Source organism: Marvinbryantia sp. (genome assembly GCF_047017445.1).
GTDB lineage: Bacteria > Bacillota > Clostridia > Lachnospirales > Lachnospiraceae > Marvinbryantia.
Map to the genome: position 1 here is coordinate 25279 of NZ_JBKXTT010000007.1, position 20919 is coordinate 46197.

The following is a 20919-nucleotide window of genomic DNA, read 5'->3' on the forward strand; positions in this document are numbered from 1 at the left end:
CTGATGGGGAAAGGAGAAATATGAAAGCAGAGAATCCAATTTTACGAGGCTTCCATCCGGATCCCTCCATCATACGGGTTGGAGAAGATTATTATGTGGCGAACTCAACGTTTGAATGGTGGCCGGGCGTCCGGCTCCATCATTCCAGAGATCTGGTACACTGGGAAATGATCGAGTATCCGCTGAATCGGGTATCGCAGTTAGATCTGAAAGGGGTGGGGGCATCTCAGGGGATCTGGGCCCCATGCCTGACTTATGATAAGGGAATCTTTTATCTGGTTTATACCGTGGTGAAGTCTTTTTATTGTAATATGTATGATACCGCCAATTATCTGGTGACGGCTGAGAATATCCACGGACCGTGGTCCGAGCCGACTGCGTTAAATAATTTCGGATTTGATCCGTCGCTGTTCCATGACGATGATGGAAAAAAATATATGGTCAGTATGGTGACAGACCACCGTATCCCGAAAAAATATAAGGGCAGGATTATTTTGCAGGAGTATGACGCGAAAGCAAAGAATATGTACGGTCCGGTTCGGGATATCTATACCGGCGACCGGATTTATCTGGAAGGCCCGCATATTGTGAAACGAGATGGTTGGTATTATCTGTTCTGTGCAGATACAGGAACGGGAGAGGCACACGGACAATCTATTCTTCGCGCGAAAAATATCTGGGGACCGTATGAATGGAATGAGAATAACTCGATCCTCACAACCCGGGATACACCGGATTTCCCATTACAGAAAGCGGGGCATTGTGATCTGGTGGAAACACCGGAAGGAGAATGGTATGCCGTGCATCTGTGCGGGCGTCCGCTGGAAAACAGGAATGCCAAAGACGCTCCCAGATTTTCGGGAGAGCGCAGATATCCGCTGGGAAGGGAGACTGCTATTCAGAAAATGGAATGGACGAGCGACGGCTGGCTACGTCTGGCGAATGGAACAAAGCTTCCGGATGAGAAAATAGAAGTCACTGGTCTGGAACCGTATGTGTTTGGGGAAAAAACATGTAGGGACGATTTTAAAGAAGAAACACTGGATCTGGAATATCAGTCTTTGCGTATCCCAATGGACGAAAGGTTTCTTTCCCTGAAAGAACGGCCTGGATATCTGCGCATGTACGGACGGGAAGGACTGTCTTCGAAGTTTGATCAGAGCCTGATTGCCAGACGGTGGACGGAATTTCAGTTTGAAGCGGATACAAAACTGGAATTTGAACCAAATGTATTTAAACAGATGGCGGGACTGATCTGCATGTACGATACGGATAATTATTTTTACCTGCACGTTACCTGTGATGAAGATTTGGGAAAATGCATCAGTATCCTGAAAGCAGAAAACAAAACCTACACATATCCGGTTGGATTTGTTCCGATCAAAGAAGGAAAACCGGTGTATTTGAAAGTATCCGTGGATCACGATAAATTACAGTTCTATTATGGACTGGGAGAAGAAGTATACGAACAGATCGGACCGGTATTTGATGCAAGCATCTTATCGGATGAAGCGTGCCTGGAGGGCTGGTTTACCGGGGCAATGGTAGGGATTTGCTGTCAGGATCTGACGGGCAGCGGAGCTTACGCGGATTTTGACTGGTTTACATATCAGGAAAAAGGGGAGTAAATATGGGAACAAAGAGGACAAAGACATCTATCAGGTTTCTGACTTTCTGGGCAATCAACGATTCTCTGGAAATCGGTAGGTTAAAACAGCAGTTAAAGGCGATGAAAGATTACGGTTTTCAGGGAACAGTATTTCATCCGAGATATTATCCGAATGATCCTCCATATCTTGGTTCCGGATATTTGGGAATTTTGTCCGAATTGATCTTGTATGCGAAGGAACTGGGAATGGAGTTCTGGATTTACGATGAGAACGGCTGGCCGTCGGGACGCGCTGACGGGAAGGTAATGGAAGAACTGGGAGACTGCATCTGTCAGTGGTTGGTATATCAGGATGGCAGAGTGTGTAAAAGAGAATTCCATCAGGTGAATACTTTGTCTGAAAAGGCAATGGAATGTTTTGTGAGGATTACGTATGACGGATACCGAAACGGCCTGGATCAGGAGGCATTTGAATATGTGACCGGGTTTTTCAGCGACGAAGTGGGATTTTTGGACGGGCACGGAATATCCATGCAGACAGGCGGCATTCCGTGGACAGATGACCTGCCGGAAAAATATACGGAAAAATACGGTGAAACGATGCCGGAGCATCTGGAATATCTGTTTGTAGAAAAACCGGGATATGAGAAAATGAGGGTTCGTTTCTGGGAACTGCTGGCGGACATTCTGGCAGAGAATTATTACGGAAGAATCAACACCTGGTGCAGGACATATGGAAAAAGATACGCAGCACATCTAAAAGGAGAAGAAAATCTCTTTTTTCAGATATCGCCCGGCGGCTCGGCGTTCCGCAATCTGATCCGGGTCAATAATCCGGCAGTGGATGCGCTTGGGCGTGATCCGGGAAACCATTATTATCCAAGAATCGCTGCTTCCATCGGCAGACAGTTTGGAGATGGGAATTCGATGGCGGAGATTCTGGGAGGAAGCGGCTGGGGACTGTCGCCGGAGGATGTGGAACGCAATATTGACTGGCTGGCAGAGTGTGGAATTACAACGTATGTCTTTCATATCAGCCAGTATCAGAAGAATACGGCATCGATACGCGGGGACTGGCCGCCGGATATTCCGTTCGGAGTAAACTGGCGCGATGTGTTTCCTGCGTTGTTTGAAAAATTACATAAGCGCTGGGATGATCAGGCGGAACAGGAAAGGCCGGTTCTTATAATCGCACCCGCAAGAAGAGTGATGTCCACATATGATCCGGCAGACGCTATGGTGGTAAATGAACATAACGGAGCAGGGGTGCCGGACACGAAAAGCGGCGGATGCAGCAATCGGTTCAGTGAATTTATAGAGCAGATGTATCGGCGCGGCATGCAGTTTGATGTAGCAGAAGAATGGATGATCGAGAGATGCGGAACGATAAGGAACGGGAAATTCTATCTGAATTCACAGGCGTATGATCTGGTAATATACAGTGAAGAATGTCTGTGGGAAGAGACAAAAAAAGTGGCAGAATATCTACGGTCAGATCTGTTCCGATCGTCCGAGGTATTTCAGTGGACTGTAAAAAATGCAGGAAATAACCAGATTCTGCTAAAGGACTACGATACAAAGATCGAGTATCACGGCGGGAATGACCGGAAATCAGAGCCATGGAACATTTTGGCGTTGGACGTATTGTCAAAACTGGAGGTTATGGGAGAAGAACTTATCCCGAAAAAGAAAGAGTCAGGGGAATACTGGTATGAGATACCAAAGCAGATCCGGCGGCGGATCAAAAGAAATGGATTTGCAGTTATTCACTATGAAGGAACAGCAGAACAACCGGAGCCTCTGGTATTTCTTCAGGGAGAATTTCTGGTAAAGAGTACGGAGAGGTTTCAACCGTATGGCCAGAGACAGTTGGTAACTGGAGGCTCATTTTTCCTGGAGGACTATGATCTGACACTGGTAGACTGTGCACATCTGATAGAGTCTGGATTCCCGTTTATGAGAGAATGTATTACGCTGGAAAGCGAATTTTATATCGGCACCGGTCAAAACTGCAAGCTTGGCGCGGTTGAACACATTCATGCGGAAGCAGCAAAAATCTATGTGGACGGACGCGAAGCAGGGTATACATGGGGAGAAGAGTGGCGTGTAGACATCCCGGAGCCTGGACTACATACGATTACTGTGGATTTAATCCCGAGTACCTACAATACTTACGGACCTCATCATTATTACAAGGGAGACTATCATACCATCAGTCCCGCGCAGTATGAGGGAAAGAAAAATTTTGCTGATGCGCCGAATGCACCGGAGGAAACTCATACAGACGAATGGCATTTTGTGAAATTTGGTATACAGTAGTTTTGATTATGAGTGATACATTTGTGAACAGGAAATGGAATGTAACAAAAAGAAAGGAGCCAGGATCAATACGATGATAGATAAAAAAACAGGCGAACCCTATATCAATATCTGGTTCGGCAATTTTTACCGTCCGGCATATGATGACAGGGAATTTGTGAAAGAAAGCGTCCGGCTTCTCAGGAGACTGGGATTCAACAGTGTCCTTTAGGATGCGAAAGCATGGGAGGATCTGGAAGAACGGTGTCAGGGAAAGGAAGCAAGTCCGTATGTCTCTATGCTGGAATATATGCAGCAGGAGATCAAAGAGAATGGAATGTCGCATGAGTTTATGAGTTTATGGCACTCTATATGAATGGGGATAATCTCTATCCGAATATCCGTTTCAGTCCGCCGGTTTACGGGGAGTCTGTCATGGATCAAAAGGGAAATGATGGAAAATGGTACCGCTACTGGTCCGAAAAAGCGAAGGATTCTATGGAAACGCAGGACAGACGTGTCGGTTGCTTCGGCAGTATACCGTAAGAATCGTTGCCTGGAACAGGCGCAATAAAAGCCAAAACGGCAGGAAAGGAAATATCATGGAAGAAAACAGATTGACAGGATATGAGGAATGGGCGGAAGGAATCGCTTCAAAAATCCGTAAAAAGATGGAATGGGTAAGTGAAAAGAATAAAGATAAGATTCCCTATACGACCAATGAGGCGGGAGATTACGATGACCGCTCCGATACAAACAAAAAATGGGCTTTGGATGATGGCCTTAACTGGTGGACAAACGGATTTTGGGGCGGTCTTATGTGGCTGCTCTACCAGGACACGAAAGATGGGCGGTATGCAGAGATTGCAAGACTTTCTGAATACAGGATGGAGAAATGCTTTGAAGGCTTTTACGGGCTGCATCATGATGTGGGATTCATGTTCCAGCTTTCCGCAGTCGCAGATTATCGCCTGACAAAGAATGAGCGATCCAGAAAGATCGGGCTACATGCGGCGAATCTTCTTGCCGGAAGGTTTAATCCTGTTGGAAATTTCATCCGTGCATGGAATGAGGTTTCCAATGAGGATACTATCGGCTGGGCGATTATTGACTGCATGATGAATATTTCCCTGCTGTACTGGGCGTGGGAAGAGACAAAGGACCCGAGATTCCGTCATATTGCCATGGCTCATGCGGATACCGTGATGAAGCATTTTGTAAGACCGGACGGTTCTGTGAACCACATCGTTGAGTTTAACCCGGAAACAGGAGAAGTGGTGCGAAGCCTTGGAGGACAGGGATATGAAGAGGATTCATCGTGGACAAGAGGCCAGGGATGGGCAGTTTATGGGTTTATGATCAGCTATCGCCACACCGGAAAGCAGGAATATCTGGATACCGCAAAAAGAGTAGCCCATTATTGTATGGCCAATATCCCGGAAAATGGAATTATTCCGGTGGATTTCAGGCAGCCAAAGGAACCGGCGTATGAGGATTCCTGCGGAGCCTGCGTCATTGCCGGCGGGCTTCTGGAGATTGCGAAGTATGTGCCGGAACAGGAAAAAGAGATGTATGTGAACTCTGCGGTAAAAATCCTGAGGGCAATCGACGAAACCCGTTCGGATTGGGGCAGAGACTGTGATGCGGTCGTACAGAACTGTACAGGGGCATATCACAGCCCGGAACATCACTTTACCATGACTTATGCAGATTATTTCTTTGCGGAGGCAATCTATAAACTAAAAGGAACCGGAATATTTCTCTGGTAAAAGTAATGGAAAAAAGGAGGTTGTGGACATTGACCTGAACGCCCCTTTTATAGTATCCAAAGCAGTCATTCCGGGAATGATTAAAAAAGGTCATGGAAAGATCATTAATATTTGTTCTATGATGAGTGAGCTTGGGCGTGAAACTGTATCAGCATATGCAGCGGCGAAAGGCGGACTGAAAATGCTGACCAAAAATATTGCTTCCGAATACGGTTCGTACAATATCCAGTGCAATGGCATCGGTCCCGGATATATTGCCACACCGCAGACAGCGCCTCTCCGTGAGATTCAGGCGGATGGTTCCCGCCATCCATTTGACCGTTTCATTATCGGGAAAACTCCCGCGGCGCGCTGGGGGAATCCGGAGGACCTGATGGGACCGGCAGTATTTCTTGCCTCGGACGCTTCTGATTTTGTAAACGGACATATTTTGTATGTAGACGGCGGCATTCTGGCATATATTGGTAAACAGCCGTAAGGCGAAAAATGTTATATTAATTGGAGAATGTTTGTTATCAGATGGAGGAAAATAAAGATGAGAATCGCATTGATTAATGAAAACAGCCAGGCTGCAAAAAATCCTGTGATTGAAAAGGCCCTGAGAAAAGTAGCAGAGCCAATGGGATTTGAGGTGAAAAACTATGGAATGTATACAGCAGAAGATGATTGTCAGCTTACCTATGTTCAGGTTGGGATCCTGACGGCAGTTCTTTTGAATTCCGGAGCGGCAGACTATGTGATCACGGGATGCGGTACGGGAGAAGGGGCAATGCTTGCCTGCAATTCTTTCCCGGGTGTGATCTGCGGTCATGTGGAGGATGCATTAGATGCTTATACATTTGCCCAGATTAATGATGGAAACGCGATAGCCATTCCGTTTGCCAAAGGATTTGGCTGGGGCGGAGACCTGAATCTGGAATATATTTTTGAAAAACTGTTTTGTGAAGAAAGCGGGCAGGGATATCCGAGAGAGCGCGCGGTACCAGAACAGAGAAACAAGAAGATCCTTGATGAGGTAAAAAAAGTCACATATAAAAACCTTACAGATATCCTGAAAGAACTTGACCGGGAACTGGTGAGGGGCGCCTTATCCGGCGAACATTTCAGAGAATATTTCTTCCATGATTGTAAAAATGAGAGTCTGGCAGACTGTGTAAAAGAGATCATAGACTAGGGGGAAAATAAATGTTTTGTCTGAAAATCATTGACAAAAATCAGATTACCGCAGCAGTCAGCAGGGGTGAGCATGAGGTAAATCTGGCTGTATCACGGGAATATGAGGAGGGTGACAGGATTTCTCTGGAAGTCTCTGAAAAGCCCTGTTATGTATGGCTTCAGATTGATGACGCATTGGGAAAATCTCTTGTGTATGTTAAGGAGGATATCCAGTATACAGTGCCTTTTGGGGAGCAGAGAATGAACCTGTCCCCTAAGGCTTTTTCTGGGAAACGCCATCTGGTCAGTGTCAGGGAAGCAAGAGATTTTGAAATCAATACCTATAGAAATCTGGCATTGAATGTGAATGACCAGCACGGAAATACCATGTCGTTCCCCCATGCTTCTGCAAATGTGGAAACAAGAGGTGAGGCGGTTTTTGCTGCCCAAAATGCCATTGACGGAGTTACAGCCAATCACTGCCATGGAGAATGGCCTTTTGAGTCCTGGGGCATTAACCGGAACCCGGATGCCAGAATGAAGCTTGAATTTGGAAGAGAAGTGAAGGTTGACAGACTTATTGTTTACCTTCGGGCGGATTTCCCACATGATAACTGGTGGGAAAAAGCCACAGTAACTTTTTCAAACGGAGAAAATATGGAACTTACGTTCAGAAAGACAGATGAGGCGCAGGAATTTGTTTTTGACGCAAAGAAAATAAGCTGGCTGGAATTGTCACACCTGATTGCTTCCTGCGATCCCTCGCCGTTTCCGGCACTGACGCAGCTTGAGGTCTATGGGAAAGAAATAATGGAAGGGGAATAGAAAAATAGATTTGGATTGTGTTTGACCGGGATGAAGTAAAGGATTTTGATTTATTCCAACTTGAAAAACTAAAGAGCGAATTGCCGTATGACGCAATGGGGTGTGAATCTATGGTGCCAAAATTAGTACTGCAGGAATTCCAGAAGGACTCAATTGCGGAAGACATTATGGATTTTTTAGAAAAACCAGATAGCCTTGATAAAGAAGAATTGTTGGAAGAAATCCAGAGATTCATCAATGTGCATCTGGATTCTGAAGGAATGGTACTGTATAGGAATCTGCTTGGACATTGAGAAAATTGGAACAGTAAGTTAGACTTTATTTTGAAGTCGTTGAAATTGAATAGGTTATTAACCAGAGAGTGAGGAGAGTAAATGGACGATACATTGTATACGGTTGTTGAAGTATCAAAAATATAAAGAATAGGAAAAAACAGAGTATATGAATTGATTAAGGGAGGATTTCTGCCGGCATTGAAACTAGGAGGGCTCAAAGTAAGAAAAGAGACTTTATGCAAATTCCTTAAAGAATATGAGGGATTTGATTTGACTGATCTGACGAATGTAAAGAAATTGGATACAGAGAATATAGAATAGAAGAGACGGCATTTAAGTGATAATCCATATATCCTTAAATGCCGTTTTTTAATGGCAGTATACGATAGATAGAAGTGGTTTGATAAGTCTAAATGAGATAACAAAGAGTTCGAATTTGATGCAGATTAATTTTTATTATAGGAGTATTGATTGTTTGTATATATTGGTGTAGAATAATGTCGATAGATACTTAAAAAGACAAGTCAACATTCGCAGGAATCTGCACAGGTTTTACAAGAGATTTATCTTATCAGATTGGAATGTGCAGTGCGTGTAAAGTGCAGGAAAATGGGGATAATTTGCAAATGATAAAGTTAAATCACAGAGGAATAAGGTTACATGCCAGATGTGGGCAACAACCCGATGGTTGGTATGACGGTTGCAGTTGCCGTTTCCATTGAGGAAGCAGCCAAGGCAGGCAAGTTCTAAATATTGAGTGAATAAATGCAGAAAGTGCCGCAGCTTCAGGGGTTGCGGTACTTTTTGTTGCTATGCATCCGAAGGGAGCTGCCGGTGGCAGGTCCTGTAGGTTGCCATGCATCCGAAGGGAGCTGCCGGTGGCAGGTCCTGTAGGTGAATTGAATGCGCAAAGACGAAAGCTTGCGCTGTAAGGCCAAAAGTATAAAAACGCGGCGGATGCTGCAGGAAGGAGCATATGGGGTATGCGCATCTTAGAGGAACGGATCAGAAGGGACGGAATCGTCCGCGAGGGAAATGTACTGAAGGTGGATAGCTTTATCAATCATCAGATGGACATTGAGCTGTTTGGGGAGATGGCAAAGGAGTGGAAACGGCTTTTCGCCGGTAAGCCGATCAATAAGATACTGACGATCGAGGCAAGCGGCATTGGTATCGCGGCGATCACCGCGCGGGAGTTTGGCGTTCCGGTCGTGTTTGCGAAGAAGGCAAAGAGCATCAACCTGGATGATGATAATTACACGACGAAGATACAGTCGTTTACGCACGGAAAGATCTATGAGGTGATCGTATCGAAAAAATTCCTGTCGCCAGAGGATCATGTGCTGATCATTGACGATTTTTTGGCAAACGGCTGCGCACTGATGGGACTTCTGGAGCTCGTGGATCGTGCGGGAGCCACTGTGGAGGGAATCGGTGTAGCGATCGAGAAGGGCTATCAGCGAGGCGGCGATCTCATCCGTGAAAAGGGTATTCAGCTGGAATCACTTGCGATCATCGAGGCTATGAATGCCGTGGACGGAAGCATTGTGTTCCGCAGTATGTAAATTCTGTAGTTACAATTGCCTGGCAACTTCGTAAATGTATTTTCGTAAATGCATTTTGGGAAAATTATAGACACATGCTGCAAAAGCGATTATAATATATACAGGTTCTGAGAATGTTTATAAAGGAGACTGCAATGGAGCACTACGATTATCTGGTGGTTGGCGCCGGGCTTTACGGCGCAGTGTTTGCGCAGGAGGCAAAGAGGGCGGGAAAGACCTGTCTGGTGATCGACAAGCGTCCGCAGATCGCGGGGAATGTTTACACAGAAGAGATGGAGGGAATCCATGTTCATGTATACGGCGCACATATTTTCCACACGAACAATAAAAGGATATGGGAGTATGTGAACCGCTTTGCTGAGTTCAACCGCTTTACAAATTCGCCGGTTGCGAATTATCATGGGGAGCTTTACTCTCTTCCGTTTAATATGTATACCTTCAACAAGATGTGGGGTGTGGTGACGCCGCAGGAGGCGGCGCAGAAGATAGAAGAGCAGAGAAAAGCGGCCGGGATCACAGAGCCAAAGAATCTGGAGGAGCAGGCGATCAGTCTGGTCGGCACAGATATCTATGAAAAGCTGATCAAAGGCTATACGGAAAAGCAGTGGGGCAGACCGTGCGATCAGCTTCCGGCGTTTATCATCAAGCGCCTTCCGGTGAGGCTGACGTTTGACAACAATTACTTTAACGCACTCTATCAGGGAATTCCGGTGGGCGGTTACACGAAGATGGTCGCAAATATGCTGGAGGGCACGGAGGTGCGCCTCGGCGTGGATTATCTGGAACAGAAGCAGATATTGGATGCGCTGGCGGATAAGGTGATCTACACCGGTCCGATCGACGCTTATTTCGGATACCGCCTGGGGGCACTGGAGTACCGGTCTGTTCGCTTTGAGACGGAGGTGCTGGATATGCCGAATTTCCAGGGAAATGCGGCGGTGAATTACACGGACCGCGAAACGCCCTGGACACGCATTATCGAACACAAATGGTTTGAATTCGGCACCCAGCCGAAGACGGTCATCAGTCGGGAATATTCCTCAGAGTGGAAGCCGGGAGACGAGCCGTATTATCCGGTGAACGATGAGAAGAACGGAGCGTTATACGCGCAGTATAGGGCGCTGGCAGACGAAGAAGAGCATGTGATTTTTGGCGGAAGGCTCGGAGAGTACAAATACTACGATATGGACGCCGTAATTGTATCCGCACTTGAGATGTGCGAAAAAGAACTGTAAAAGGACAGGAGAATGTGGGATGAGTGAGAAGAAACGTACAGCGTTGGTGATTATGGCTGCCGGTATTGGTTCACGCTTTGGCGGCGGAATTAAGCAGCTTGCGCCGGTCGGTCCGTGCGGGGAGATCATCATGGATTATTCGATCCACGACGCGATCGAGGCAGGGTTTGACAAGATAGTATTTATTATCCGCAGGGACATTGAGAAAGATTTTCGTGAGGTGATCGGAAATCGTATCGAAGCAGTCTGCAAAAAGAAGGGAGTGGAGGTGGCTTATACCTTCCAGTCTCTGGAGGATCTGCCGGAGGGCTTTGCAGTTCCCGCCGGGCGTACAAAACCCTGGGGAACGGGGCAGGCGGTGCTTTGCTGCAAGGATATTGTGAAAGAGCCGTTTGCAGTGATCAATGCGGATGATTACTATGGAAAGGAAGCCTTTATCAAGCTGTATGATTTTTTGCAGGCGTATTCACCGGAAGAGCCGTACCGGTTCTGTATGGCGGGCTTTATCCTGAAGAACACCCTGAGCGACAATGGCGGTGTGACGCGCGGAATCTGCCGCGTGGATGAAGCGGATTTTCTGGAAGATGTGGTGGAAACACACGACATCCGCAAGACTGATCAGGGAGCAGCGGTGAATGGCACTCCGATAGATGCCCAAAGCCACGTTTCTATGAATATGTGGGGACTGACGCCGGAGTTTATGGAGCTTCTGGAGCAGGGCTTTACAGAGTTTTTCCGAAACATTGCCGGCAATGAATTAAAGGCGGAGTATCTGCTTCCGACGTACATTGGACAGCTCCTGCGCGATGGAAAAGTAACGGTAAAGATGCTGGAGACAACCGACAAGTGGTTTGGAGTTACCTATCAGGAGGACAAGCCGGCAGTGATCGAATCCTTTAAAAAGCTGATCGCAGACGGCGTATATAACAAAAATCTGTTTTCAGATATGTAAAAAAATCCCCATCGGATGACGGGCCGATGGGGATTCCTTTTTTGTTTGCAATATTTTGCAGGGCAGCAGTCCCCTGCGGCAAATTACATATTATTTACAAGCTTCGTTAAACGGGAAACTTTTCTTGCGGCATTGTTTTTGTGGTAAACGCCTTTTGTTGCTGCCTTATCGATGGTAGCAGTAGCAGAAAGAAGAGCTTCGCCTGCAGCAGCCTTATCCTTTGCGGCAACAGCAGCCTCAACCTTTTTGATCGCTGTCTTTACGCCGGACTTGATGGATTTGTTGCGCATAGCCTTCGTTTTGTTTACCAGAATACGCTTTTTCGCAGATTTAATGTTAGCCAATTCCCTGACACCTCCAAAATATTTTCAATTCATTTTCATCTTAAACGTGTTATGTTAATCCCGGACACGGACGTTCTAACATAAACATACTTCTATATTTTAGTGCATCCGCTTCGTCGTGTCAATACAAAAATGATACTTTTTTATTAATTAATTCCTACAAATTTGTTTCAATTTTCTCACATTTTTCTCACAAGTATGTTATAATATATAGGCGGCGAAGAAAGGATGTTTTTATGGTTACCAATGTATTAGATTATTTGGAGCGTTCGGCTGCGCGCTTTCCTGAGAAAACGGCTTTCGCAGATAAAATGCATCAGGTTTGCTATCGCGAACTGGTGGAGCGGGCAAAGGCGCTTGGCAGCAGGATTGCCGGATATGGATTTCGGAATCAGCCGGTGGCGGTTGCCACCGATCATTCCGTCTGGTGTCTGGTCAATTTTATGGCGGTCGTATACAGCGGAAATTTTTATGTCCCGGTGGATGTAAAGCTTCCGGCGGCGCGCATCCGGGCGATCCTTGATGTCACGCAGCCGTTCCTTACGATCGTACCACAAAAGGATGCAGAGAAGTTTCGGGAGTTTGTGCCGGAAAAACAGCTTTTGATCCGTGAGGAGCAGCAGGGATTGCAGGCGGATGAGGCGCTGCTTGCGAAAATACGTCAGGCCCATCTGGATACCGATCCGCTGTATGTGATCTTTACTTCCGGTTCCACTGGCGTTCCCAAGGGGGTGCTTATCTGTCACCGGTCGGTGATCGACCTTGCAGAGCAGTTTGCGGAAACCTTTCATTTTGATGAAAATGAAGTGTTTGCGAATCAAGCGCCTTTTGATTTCGACGTGTCAGTGAAGGATATTTACAGTACGCTGCGCAACGGGGCTTCCCTGTACATTGTGCCTCAGACGATGTTTTCCATGCCAAAGGGACTGGTGCCCTATTTAAATGAGCATAAAGTGACGACGATCATATGGGCGGTTTCCGCTCTCAGTATTCTCTCTTCTATGAAGGTGCTGGAAAAGAGCAGACCGCTTTATTTAAAGAGGGTAATGTTTTCCGGGGAAGTGATGCCGATGAAGGTGCTGAACGACTGGAAAAAACAGCTCCCGGATGCGATGTATGTCAATCTGTACGGACCGACGGAAATTACCTGCAACTGCACTTATTACATATTGGACAGAGAGTTTTCCAATACGGAGACGCTGCCGATCGGACAGGCGTTTTCCAATACGGAGATCCTGCTGTTGGATGAGGAAGGACGGGAGGTGTCCGACGGCGAAACAGGAGAGATCTGCGTGCGGGGAACCTGCCTCTCACACGGCTATTACCGCAATCCGGAGGCGACCGAAAAAGCATTCCGGCAGAATCCGCGCAATACGGCGTATCCGGAAAAAATTTATCACACCGGCGATTACGGGCGCAGAAATGAGCAGGGGCTTCTGATGTTCGCCGCACGGCGCGACTGGCAGATCAAGCATATGGGGCACCGCATCGAGCTTTCTGAAATCGAGAGCGCTGTCAATGCGTTCCCGTGGATCGCGCGCTGCTGCTGTCAGTACGATGAGGCGAAGGGGAAAATCGTTTTGATTTACCAGGCGCAGGAGCGGTGTGACGGTCAACTCATCAAAGAATTGCAGAATTATCTGCCGAAGTATATGTGTCCGAACCGGCTCATCTGGATGAAACAGATGCCGATGAACCAGCGGGGAAAGATCGACCGTGTTTTCTTAAAGCAGAAATTTACCGGGCAGCCGGGGGCTCCCCTATATAAAGAGGCAGTGCTGCTGGGAGAGGGCGAAGCGCTGCAGAGACAGGAGAAGGAGCTTATCGCGCGCGGCATCCACTGTGTAAGAATGGAGACGGCGGGCGAAGAGGAGACGGTGCAGTATCTTGCGCAGCTGTGTGCGCCGACCCTGGTATGCGATTTTGGGAAGGAAAGAAAATTGCCGCAGCGGGTGCTGGATAATCCTTATTTGTTTTTTGCGAAAGACGGAGAATGCGGAGGTGAGGCGTAATGGAGAAGATCGCTTCAGCCGCATTGTTCGGTGAGCGGGTAAAGACGTTTAAGAAGAAAAACCGTCCGGTTTTCACCAACTGCTTTTTTATACCGGTGGAGGTGGAGGATATGATCCGGCGGGAAAAGCTGTATGTGGAGGAGTCGGAAGAAGCGCTCTGCATTCAGGTGAGGGAGGCATATTACAGCCGGCTGTATTATTATATGAAGGAGGGCGCGCAGCTTCCGGCTCTTTCCGGATGGATGCGTCCGGTGATCCTCGACACGGTATTTCGGGGTGACGAGGAAGCGGCGCTTGCAAGATGCGGAGTTTCACACTGGTGTGCGCACGGGTTTGCGGAGTATAAGCGCTATCGCAGGATGGAGTGTGCAAAAGAAAATTTCCTGCCGCCGGCGGATCAGAGGGCGAAGCTTGCCGAGTATCCGATCGTGCCGTTAAAATCGCAGGACTACCCGGAGGTCGCGGCGCTCTGGAAGAGCAGCCTGGATATTTACAGCACACTGCTTCCGCAGGAGACGGAATTTGCCGAATACTGTGAAAAACAGCAGGTGATCGGGGTGCGGTTGCCGGACGGCACGGCAGGAGCGGTGATCATGGTGATCCCGAAGGGCAAGACGGGTTTTATGCAGCACCTGGTGGTGAGCACAAAACTGCGCGGGCTTGGCATGGGAAGAACGCTTTTCTGCGGCGCCACGGAGTACCTTCTGACGAAGGGCGGCGCCGACAAAGTAAATTTCTGGGTGGATGAAGAAAATATACACGCTATTGCTATTTATCAGAAAATGGGTTATATATATGATGGGGTAATTTCACGGCAGTTTCTGCTGGGAGAAAAATAACGAACTAAGAAGAGGAGAGAAAACGTATGGAACAGTTAATGGAAATTTTAAAGGAACTCAGACCGGATGTGGATTTTGTGACGGAGAAGGCATTGATCGATAATGCGATTCTGGACTCCTTCGATATCGTTTCCCTCATTGGCGAGCTGAACGATGCGTTTGGCGTGGAAATTGAATTTGAGGACATGGAGCCGGAAAACTTCAACAGCGCTGAGGATATGTACAAACTGATACAGAGACTGCAGCAGGAGGCATAAAATGACAGTCAATTCCCTGTTTTTTTTGCTGTTCCTGGCTGTGCTGTATGTGGTGTACTATGTATGTCCGCTGAAGTATCGCTGGATGGTGCTACTTGGCGCCAGTGTATTTTTTTACGCACTGGCGTGTGCGGCATCGCCGGTGTATCTGCTGCTTACGAGCATCACCATTTGGGCCGCCGGGCTTTGGATGGAGCGCCTGGAACAGGAATGCAAACGGATGATTGCCGAAAAGAAAAATACGGCGGCAGTGCTGAAAAAGCAGTATAAAAAGAAAAAGAAGAAAATTCTGACAATAGCGGTTGTTTTTAATCTGGGAATTCTGTTAATCTTAAAATACAGCGGATTCTTTGTAAGGATCGGTAATCAACTGTTTGCGTTTACAGGCGTGCAGCTGCCGGTTCCGCAGTTTCTGATTCCGCTCGGCATTTCGTATTACACGTTAATTGCGATCAGTTATCTGATGGATATTTATAAAGGCAAAATACAGGCGCAGAAGAATTATGCAAAGCTGCTCTTGTTTCTTGCGTACTTTCCGCAGATGACGCAGGGACCGATGAACCGCTATAAGCCGATGGCGGCGCAGCTGTATGAGGGACATGTATTTGATTACCATAATTTTTCCTATGGGTGTCAGCGTATGCTGTGGGGCTTTTTTAAGAAGATGGTGGTTGCGGATAATCTGCGTCCGGTCATGCAAAGTATTTTTGATCAGTACGCAGAACTGAGCGGCATTACCTGTTTCCTGGGTTGTGTGTATATGACTGTCTGGATGTACGCGGATTTTTCCGGTTACATGGATATTGTGGCAGGGGCTTCCGAGCTGTTTGGGATCCATATTGAGGAGAACTTCCGGCGGCCGTTTTTTTCGGAATCTCTGGCGGAATACTGGAGACGCTGGCATATAACCTTAGGCGCCTGGTTCCGTGATTATATGTTTTATCCGCTGGCGGTCTCCTCGCCGGCGACGAAATTTGGCAAACTGGGAAGAAAATGGTTCGGCGCGCGTGTCGGTAAGCTGTTCCCATCGCTGTTTGCACTGGTGTTTGTGTGGACCAGTACGGGACTTTGGCATGCCGCGAGCTGGCGTTACATACTGTGGGGCGCGGCAAACGGCGTTTTCATCATGGGAGCGATGATTCTGGAGCCATATTTTGCGAAGGCAAAGGAGCTTTTGCATATCCGTCAGGAGAGCAGAGGCTGGAAGCTGTTCAGCATTGCGAGAACGTTTTTCCTTGTGAGCATCCTGAAGATCTTTCCGGGACCGGCAAGTACAGCAGAGATGCTGCAATTTGCGAAAAAAATGTTTACGGATATTCGTATGCCGGCCGGATGGTCGGAGATCCTGCCTGGGCTGTCCAGGGAAATGAAAATATTTTTAGGATGCGCGCTGCTTTTGATGTTTGCGGTAGATATCCTGCAGGAAAAGCAGCCGGTGCGCGATACGCTGGCGAAGAGACCCTTGCTGGTGAGATGGTTCTGCTATTTTTTTGTGCTTGGAGTGATTCTGGCGATCGGGCAGATCAATGTTTCGATGACAGGAGGATTTGCTTATGCGCAATTTTAAGAAAATAGCTCCCCGCATTTGTGCGGTGCTGGCATTTGTGATATTGTTCGAGAGTGTTGCGCGCTTCGCTTATGAGGGATGGACGACCTTCTCGCTTGCCTCCAAACGGGAACGCAGTGACCTGAAGGGAACGATCGATACGCTGTACTGCGGCACCTCGATTGCCGCACGCGGCATTCAGCCGGTGATACTGGATGAGGCGCTCGGAACGACAGGGTTTAATATTGCCACAAACACGCAGCCCCTGAAGGGAACCTATTATCTGATACAGGAGACGGCAGAGGAAAATCCGGTAAAGCAGATTTATCTGGTGCTTTCGGTTTCCACGCTGAAGAAGGAGGCGACGGATCAGGAGTATTTATCTGCCTATGAATATCTGCGCACGATGCGCTGGAAGGCGCGTTACCTGCTTTCTGTCCGCAGCGAGGGGCTTACGGTATCGTCGCTTCTTTATTCTACACGGATCAGCAAATATCTGAATCTGAAGCAGGTTAAGAAAAATGTCAAAAAGAAGCTGTACAGGACTGTGGTGCAGAGATACTATGGTAACCGCGGCTGGCGTGCAAGAAAAACGAGTTACGAGGGAGAACGGGCAGGAAAGAAAAACGGTTTTACAGGTTACTGGGATGGAAGCAAGGGCATAGCGCAGATTACGGAAGAGTCACTGGAGTATCTGTATAAGATCGCTGATTTTTGCAGAGAAGAGGGAATTGAGCTTAACCTGCTCCTGACGCCGATTACGCAGGACTACATTGATGGAGCGGGAGATCTGGACAATCTGGATGAGGTATGCCGCGCGCTTGCCGAAGAGATGGATGCAAATTACTATAATTTTATGCTCTATAAGGAACGGCAGACGGTATTTACCAATGATCTGTTTGAGGATTACAAGCATATGAATGTGGAGGGCAGCGAGGTATTTTCAGAGCTTCTGGCGGAGGTACTGCAGAGCAGTGATCCACAGGAATATTTTTATGATAGTATGGAAGAGTTTAAGTAAGGATTAAAGGAGGAAGAGGCATGAGCGGATGTGTAAGGTGCGGATTACCGGAAAATTATGCGGGAATTAAGCTGGATGAGCATGGAGTGTGCAATTACTGTCATTTCTACGATGAACACAGGTCGGAGCTGACAGACTATGAGGCGCTGGAAAAGAAATTTGCGGCGGAGATCGAGAAGGCAAAGGAGAAGGCGAAGGAAAACGGCGCGAAATATGACTGCATCGTCGGTGTGAGCGGCGGAAAGGACGGCGCATACATCACCTATCAGTTAAAGCACAAATATGGAATGCGCGTACTCACCTACACGCTGGACAATGGATTTTCTACCGATTTCGGAAAGAATAATATTGCAAATCTGCTGGATAAGCTGGATGTGGATCACATCCGCATCACGGTAAATGAGTCGAAGCTCCGCGGGTATTATTCCGCCTGCATGAAGCTGATGCACAATTTCTGCAGCGTTTGTTTCCATCTTTGCCACTACTACAGTCATCTGCTGGCGTCGCAGTATAAGATTCCGCTGATCGTCAACGGAAGAACGCATATGCAGGTGCTGCAGGCGGCGGACTGCACAAAAGGCATCGAGCCGTTTGAAATTTCACGTAATCTTGCCGATTTCGAGTATCAGATGTTTGGACGTCTGGTGGAAAAAATGGCGAAGACGAAGCGCCTTGATTATCTGCCGGAGGCGGAGGTGACGTCGCTTTCCTACTTTATGTATCACGATGTGACGGATGAGGAGAAGATGGCGTTCCTGCAGGAGAAGATTGGCTGGAACCGTCCGAAGAGCACTGTTCCGCATCCGGACTGCTGGGCGCATCATATTGCGGAGAAATGCAGCATTGAGAAGCTTGGGTATCCGGTGCGCACCGGTGAGCTTGCCGTGTTTGCGCGCGAGGGCAGCATGCCGGTGGAGGAATCTATCGCGGAGCGCGAAAAGGATGCGGAATATTTCAGCACGGTCGATCCGGAGCTGGAGGCGCGCTTTTACGAAAGAATCAAAAAGCGCTGAATATTTTCCGCCTGAATGCAGAAACTACCTCTCAGAAATGATGAGGAGGCTGCTATGCTTGGAGATTTTAACGTGCGCACGGACCTTGCGCTGGAGGCGAAGGAGAGCTTTGAGGAGGACGATGTAGAGATCCGCGGGGTGCGGGTCGAGGAAGAGACGGATGAGGAACGTGAGATATACACAACCATTGTGAGAATCGAGACGGAGAACGGGGCAAGGACCATGGGAAAACCGGTGGGCACTTACATTACGCTGGAGGCGCCGAACATGTCGTCCGAGGATGAAGACTATCACCGGGAGATTTCCGAGGCGCTTGCCGGTCATCTTGGCCAGCTTTTGGGAGAAAAGGAGCAGACGGTCCTGGTGGTCGGCCTTGGGAACCGCGAGGTGACACCGGACGCCCTCGGACCGCAGGTGGTCGGAAATCTGCGGGTGACGCGCCACATTGCGAAGGAGTACGGGCGCGCGTCGCTGGAGGGCAACGCGCATCTGGTGAGCGCGATCGTGCCGGGCGTGATGGCGCAGACCGGTATGGAGACACTGGAGATCATCCGCGGTGTGGTGCAGGAGACGGCGCCGCAGGCGGTGATCGTGGTGGATGCGCTGGCGGCGAGGAGCACCCGGCGCTTAAACCGCACGATCCAGATCACGGACACCGGCATCAATCCCGGCTCCGGCGTCGGCAACCACCGCAACGGCATCAATGAGGAAGCGCTTGGCGTGCCGGTGATCGCAATCGGCGTGCCGACGGTCGTCGATGCCGCTACGATCGTCAACGACACTATGGAGCACTTAATTGACACGAAGGAGCGCAGACAGAGCCTGCGGGAGCAGATATCTCCGCAGTTAAATACCATGTTTGTGACGCCGAAGGACATTGACGAGACGATCAAACGCGTCAGCTACACGATATCCGAGGGGCTGAATATCGCGCTGTCTTGAAATGGTCATAAAATCACCCGGACGTGCATAGGATATAGTACTACATGCGGTAAGGGTGGACAAGATGAAGCTTCTGGACAGGATCATTCAGGCGGTTCTCACCTGTGCGCTGCTTGCGCTGGGCGGCTATATCATCGTGCGCAGCGTGGCGATCGCGGGCGAGAACGGTCTGTTTAAAAATACGCCGCTGCTCTCAGCGGTTTACGAAAAGATGGAAGAATGGACGGCGGGTACTTACATACCCGTCATTTCCTATGTCTCGGAGGAGACGGAAAAACCCGATATCCTGCTGGAAATGGAGGATCAGATGTTCCCGGTGTACGGGTACGTCAGACGGCAGCAGGAAAATGAGGCGCAGGTGGAGAGCAGGGAGGAGTACGAGCTGATCCTGCGGGCGCAGGCGCAGGCGGAGGAAAACAAGCGCCCGCGTGAGACGGAAAGCTATACGGCTCAGACGGAAGAGGGCGCCGCCGGAGAGAATCCTTTATGGGATTTTCAGTATCTTCTGAATCACTATTTTTCTATGGATATGACGACGACCATCGACGCGCAGCGGCTGGACGGGCGCACACTGCTTTCTATGGATATGACGATGGAGCGGGATTCCTCACAGCCGCAGATCCTGATCTATCACTCGCATTCGCAGGAGGCGTTCGCCGATTCGGTGGAGGGCGATCCGTCCACGACAATTGTGGGAATCGGAGACTATCTCGCACAGATCCTGCGCGAGGATTACGGCTACAATGTGATTCATGAGGACGGCGTGTTTGACCTGGTGGACGGCGTGCTGGACCGCAATCTCGCCTATGATTTTTCTGAGGCGGCTGTGACGGAGATACTGGAGCAATACCCTTCTATTGAGATCGTGATTGACCTGCACCGCGACGGCGTGGACGGAACGCGTTTTGTGACAGAATACAATGGAAAGCCGGCGGCACAGCTGATGTTTATTGCCGGGATGAGCCGGACAGCCGACGGGCAGGACATCGCTTATCTTCCCAATCCCTATATCCAGGATAACCTGGCGTTCGCCCTGCAGCTTCAGCTTGCGGCGGAAGAGGAGACGCCGGAGCTGATGCGCAATATTTATCTGATGGCTTACCGGTTCAACCTGCATCTGCGCCCGAAGAGCCTGCTTCTGGAGGCGGGCACGCAGCTCAGCACGGTGGCGGAGGAAAAAAACGCGATGGAGGCGTTTGCGATGATACTTGATAAAGTGCTGCAGGGCGAAGCAGGTCCTTCGGGGGAGCGGAGCGAATAGT

At 48.6% G+C, this 20919-nt stretch carries 20 protein-coding genes and 1 pseudogene; 20 read left to right on the forward strand and 1 reads right to left on the reverse strand.

Annotated elements, in window-relative coordinates; all coding sequences use genetic code 11:
* Nucleotides 1–20: 20 nt before the first annotated feature.
* From ACLU9Q_RS09415 to ACLU9Q_RS09470, 12 genes and pseudogenes are all read left to right on the forward strand, one after another.
* Nucleotides 21–1628: a glycoside hydrolase family 43 protein gene (locus ACLU9Q_RS09415; protein WP_302591535.1), complete on the forward strand. Its 1608-nt coding sequence runs from the start codon at nucleotides 21–23 to the stop codon at nucleotides 1626–1628.
* Nucleotides 1629–1630: 2 nt separating this feature from the next.
* Nucleotides 1631–3928 carry a hypothetical protein gene (locus ACLU9Q_RS09420; protein WP_412625105.1) on the forward strand — a complete coding sequence of 766 codons (2298 nt, stop codon included), beginning with the start codon at nucleotides 1631–1633 and terminating at the stop codon, nucleotides 3926–3928.
* Between the two features lie 73 nt (nucleotides 3929–4001).
* Nucleotides 4002–4139 (forward strand): hypothetical protein, encoded by a 138-nt coding sequence (locus ACLU9Q_RS09425; protein WP_412625106.1) that lies wholly within the window; start codon nucleotides 4002–4004, stop codon nucleotides 4137–4139.
* Nucleotides 4140–4267: 128 nt separating this feature from the next.
* A complete protein-coding gene (locus tag ACLU9Q_RS09430; RefSeq protein WP_412625108.1) occupies nucleotides 4268–4453 on the forward strand; it encodes a hypothetical protein in 186 nt (61 codons plus the stop codon).
* A 56-nt stretch (nucleotides 4454–4509) separates the two neighbouring features.
* Nucleotides 4510–5676, forward strand: a complete 1167-nt coding sequence (locus tag ACLU9Q_RS09435) for a glycoside hydrolase family 88 protein (RefSeq protein ID WP_302591539.1) — start codon at nucleotides 4510–4512, stop codon at nucleotides 5674–5676.
* A gap of 13 nt (nucleotides 5677–5689) precedes the next feature.
* Nucleotides 5690–6154: pseudogene (locus ACLU9Q_RS09440) on the forward strand (SDR family oxidoreductase); the annotation flags it as partial.
* Nucleotides 6155–6211: 57 nt separating this feature from the next.
* Nucleotides 6212–6850: an RpiB/LacA/LacB family sugar-phosphate isomerase gene (locus ACLU9Q_RS09445; RefSeq protein WP_302591541.1), complete on the forward strand. Its 639-nt coding sequence runs from the start codon at nucleotides 6212–6214 to the stop codon at nucleotides 6848–6850.
* An 11-nt stretch (nucleotides 6851–6861) separates the two neighbouring features.
* Entirely contained in the window at nucleotides 6862–7656 is a 795-nt protein-coding gene (locus ACLU9Q_RS09450) for a hypothetical protein (protein ID WP_006863515.1), read from the forward strand.
* 17 nt (nucleotides 7657–7673) lie between these two features.
* Nucleotides 7674–7949 carry a hypothetical protein gene (locus ACLU9Q_RS09455; protein ID WP_302591544.1) on the forward strand — a complete coding sequence of 92 codons (276 nt, stop codon included), beginning with the start codon at nucleotides 7674–7676 and terminating at the stop codon, nucleotides 7947–7949.
* Between the two features lie 965 nt (nucleotides 7950–8914).
* Nucleotides 8915–9496: a xanthine phosphoribosyltransferase gene (locus ACLU9Q_RS09460; protein WP_412625109.1), complete on the forward strand. Its 582-nt coding sequence runs from the start codon at nucleotides 8915–8917 to the stop codon at nucleotides 9494–9496.
* A 134-nt stretch (nucleotides 9497–9630) separates the two neighbouring features.
* Complete coding sequence (gene glf, locus ACLU9Q_RS09465; RefSeq protein WP_296832292.1) at nucleotides 9631–10731, forward strand: UDP-galactopyranose mutase; 1101 nt, start codon at nucleotides 9631–9633, stop codon at nucleotides 10729–10731.
* 19 nt (nucleotides 10732–10750) lie between these two features.
* Complete coding sequence (locus tag ACLU9Q_RS09470; protein WP_296832289.1) at nucleotides 10751–11683, forward strand: sugar phosphate nucleotidyltransferase; 933 nt, start codon at nucleotides 10751–10753, stop codon at nucleotides 11681–11683.
* A gap of 83 nt (nucleotides 11684–11766) precedes the next feature.
* On the opposite strand, the gene rpsT is transcribed toward ACLU9Q_RS09470, so the two are convergent.
* Nucleotides 11767–12027 carry a 30S ribosomal protein S20 gene (rpsT, locus tag ACLU9Q_RS09475; RefSeq protein WP_296832286.1) on the reverse strand — a complete coding sequence of 87 codons (261 nt, stop codon included), beginning with the start codon at nucleotides 12025–12027 and terminating at the stop codon, nucleotides 11767–11769.
* 236 nt (nucleotides 12028–12263) lie between these two features.
* Between rpsT and ACLU9Q_RS09480 the strand changes: the two genes are divergently transcribed.
* The 8 genes from ACLU9Q_RS09480 (at nucleotide 12264) to ACLU9Q_RS09515 (ending at nucleotide 20918) form a co-directional block, all read left to right on the forward strand.
* Complete coding sequence (locus ACLU9Q_RS09480; protein WP_412625110.1) at nucleotides 12264–14039, forward strand: amino acid adenylation domain-containing protein; 1776 nt, start codon at nucleotides 12264–12266, stop codon at nucleotides 14037–14039.
* Nucleotides 14039–14878 (forward strand): GNAT family N-acetyltransferase, encoded by an 840-nt coding sequence (locus ACLU9Q_RS09485; protein WP_412625111.1) that lies wholly within the window; start codon nucleotides 14039–14041, stop codon nucleotides 14876–14878. Before ACLU9Q_RS09480 ends, ACLU9Q_RS09485 begins: the two co-directional genes overlap by 1 nt.
* A 26-nt stretch (nucleotides 14879–14904) precedes the next feature.
* Nucleotides 14905–15135: a phosphopantetheine-binding protein gene (locus ACLU9Q_RS09490; RefSeq protein ID WP_412625112.1), complete on the forward strand. Its 231-nt coding sequence runs from the start codon at nucleotides 14905–14907 to the stop codon at nucleotides 15133–15135.
* 1 nt (nucleotide 15136) lies between these two features.
* Nucleotides 15137–16702 carry an MBOAT family O-acyltransferase gene (locus ACLU9Q_RS09495; protein ID WP_412625113.1) on the forward strand — a complete coding sequence of 522 codons (1566 nt, stop codon included), beginning with the start codon at nucleotides 15137–15139 and terminating at the stop codon, nucleotides 16700–16702.
* Nucleotides 16689–17702, forward strand: coding sequence for a hypothetical protein (locus ACLU9Q_RS09500; protein ID WP_296841106.1), 1014 nt, complete (start codon nucleotides 16689–16691; stop codon nucleotides 17700–17702). The genes ACLU9Q_RS09495 and ACLU9Q_RS09500 overlap by 14 nt, the downstream gene beginning before the upstream one ends.
* 20 nt (nucleotides 17703–17722) lie before the next feature.
* Entirely contained in the window at nucleotides 17723–18715 is a 993-nt protein-coding gene (locus ACLU9Q_RS09505; protein WP_296841109.1) for a hypothetical protein, read from the forward strand.
* 54 nt (nucleotides 18716–18769) lie between these two features.
* Entirely contained in the window at nucleotides 18770–19657 is an 888-nt protein-coding gene (gene gpr / locus ACLU9Q_RS09510) for a GPR endopeptidase (protein ID WP_296907187.1), read from the forward strand.
* 64 nt (nucleotides 19658–19721) lie between these two features.
* On the forward strand, nucleotides 19722–20918 hold the full coding sequence (locus ACLU9Q_RS09515; protein ID WP_296835568.1) for a stage II sporulation protein P: 1197 nt from the start codon (nucleotides 19722–19724) through the stop codon (nucleotides 20916–20918).
* Nucleotide 20919 lies beyond the last annotated feature (1 nt).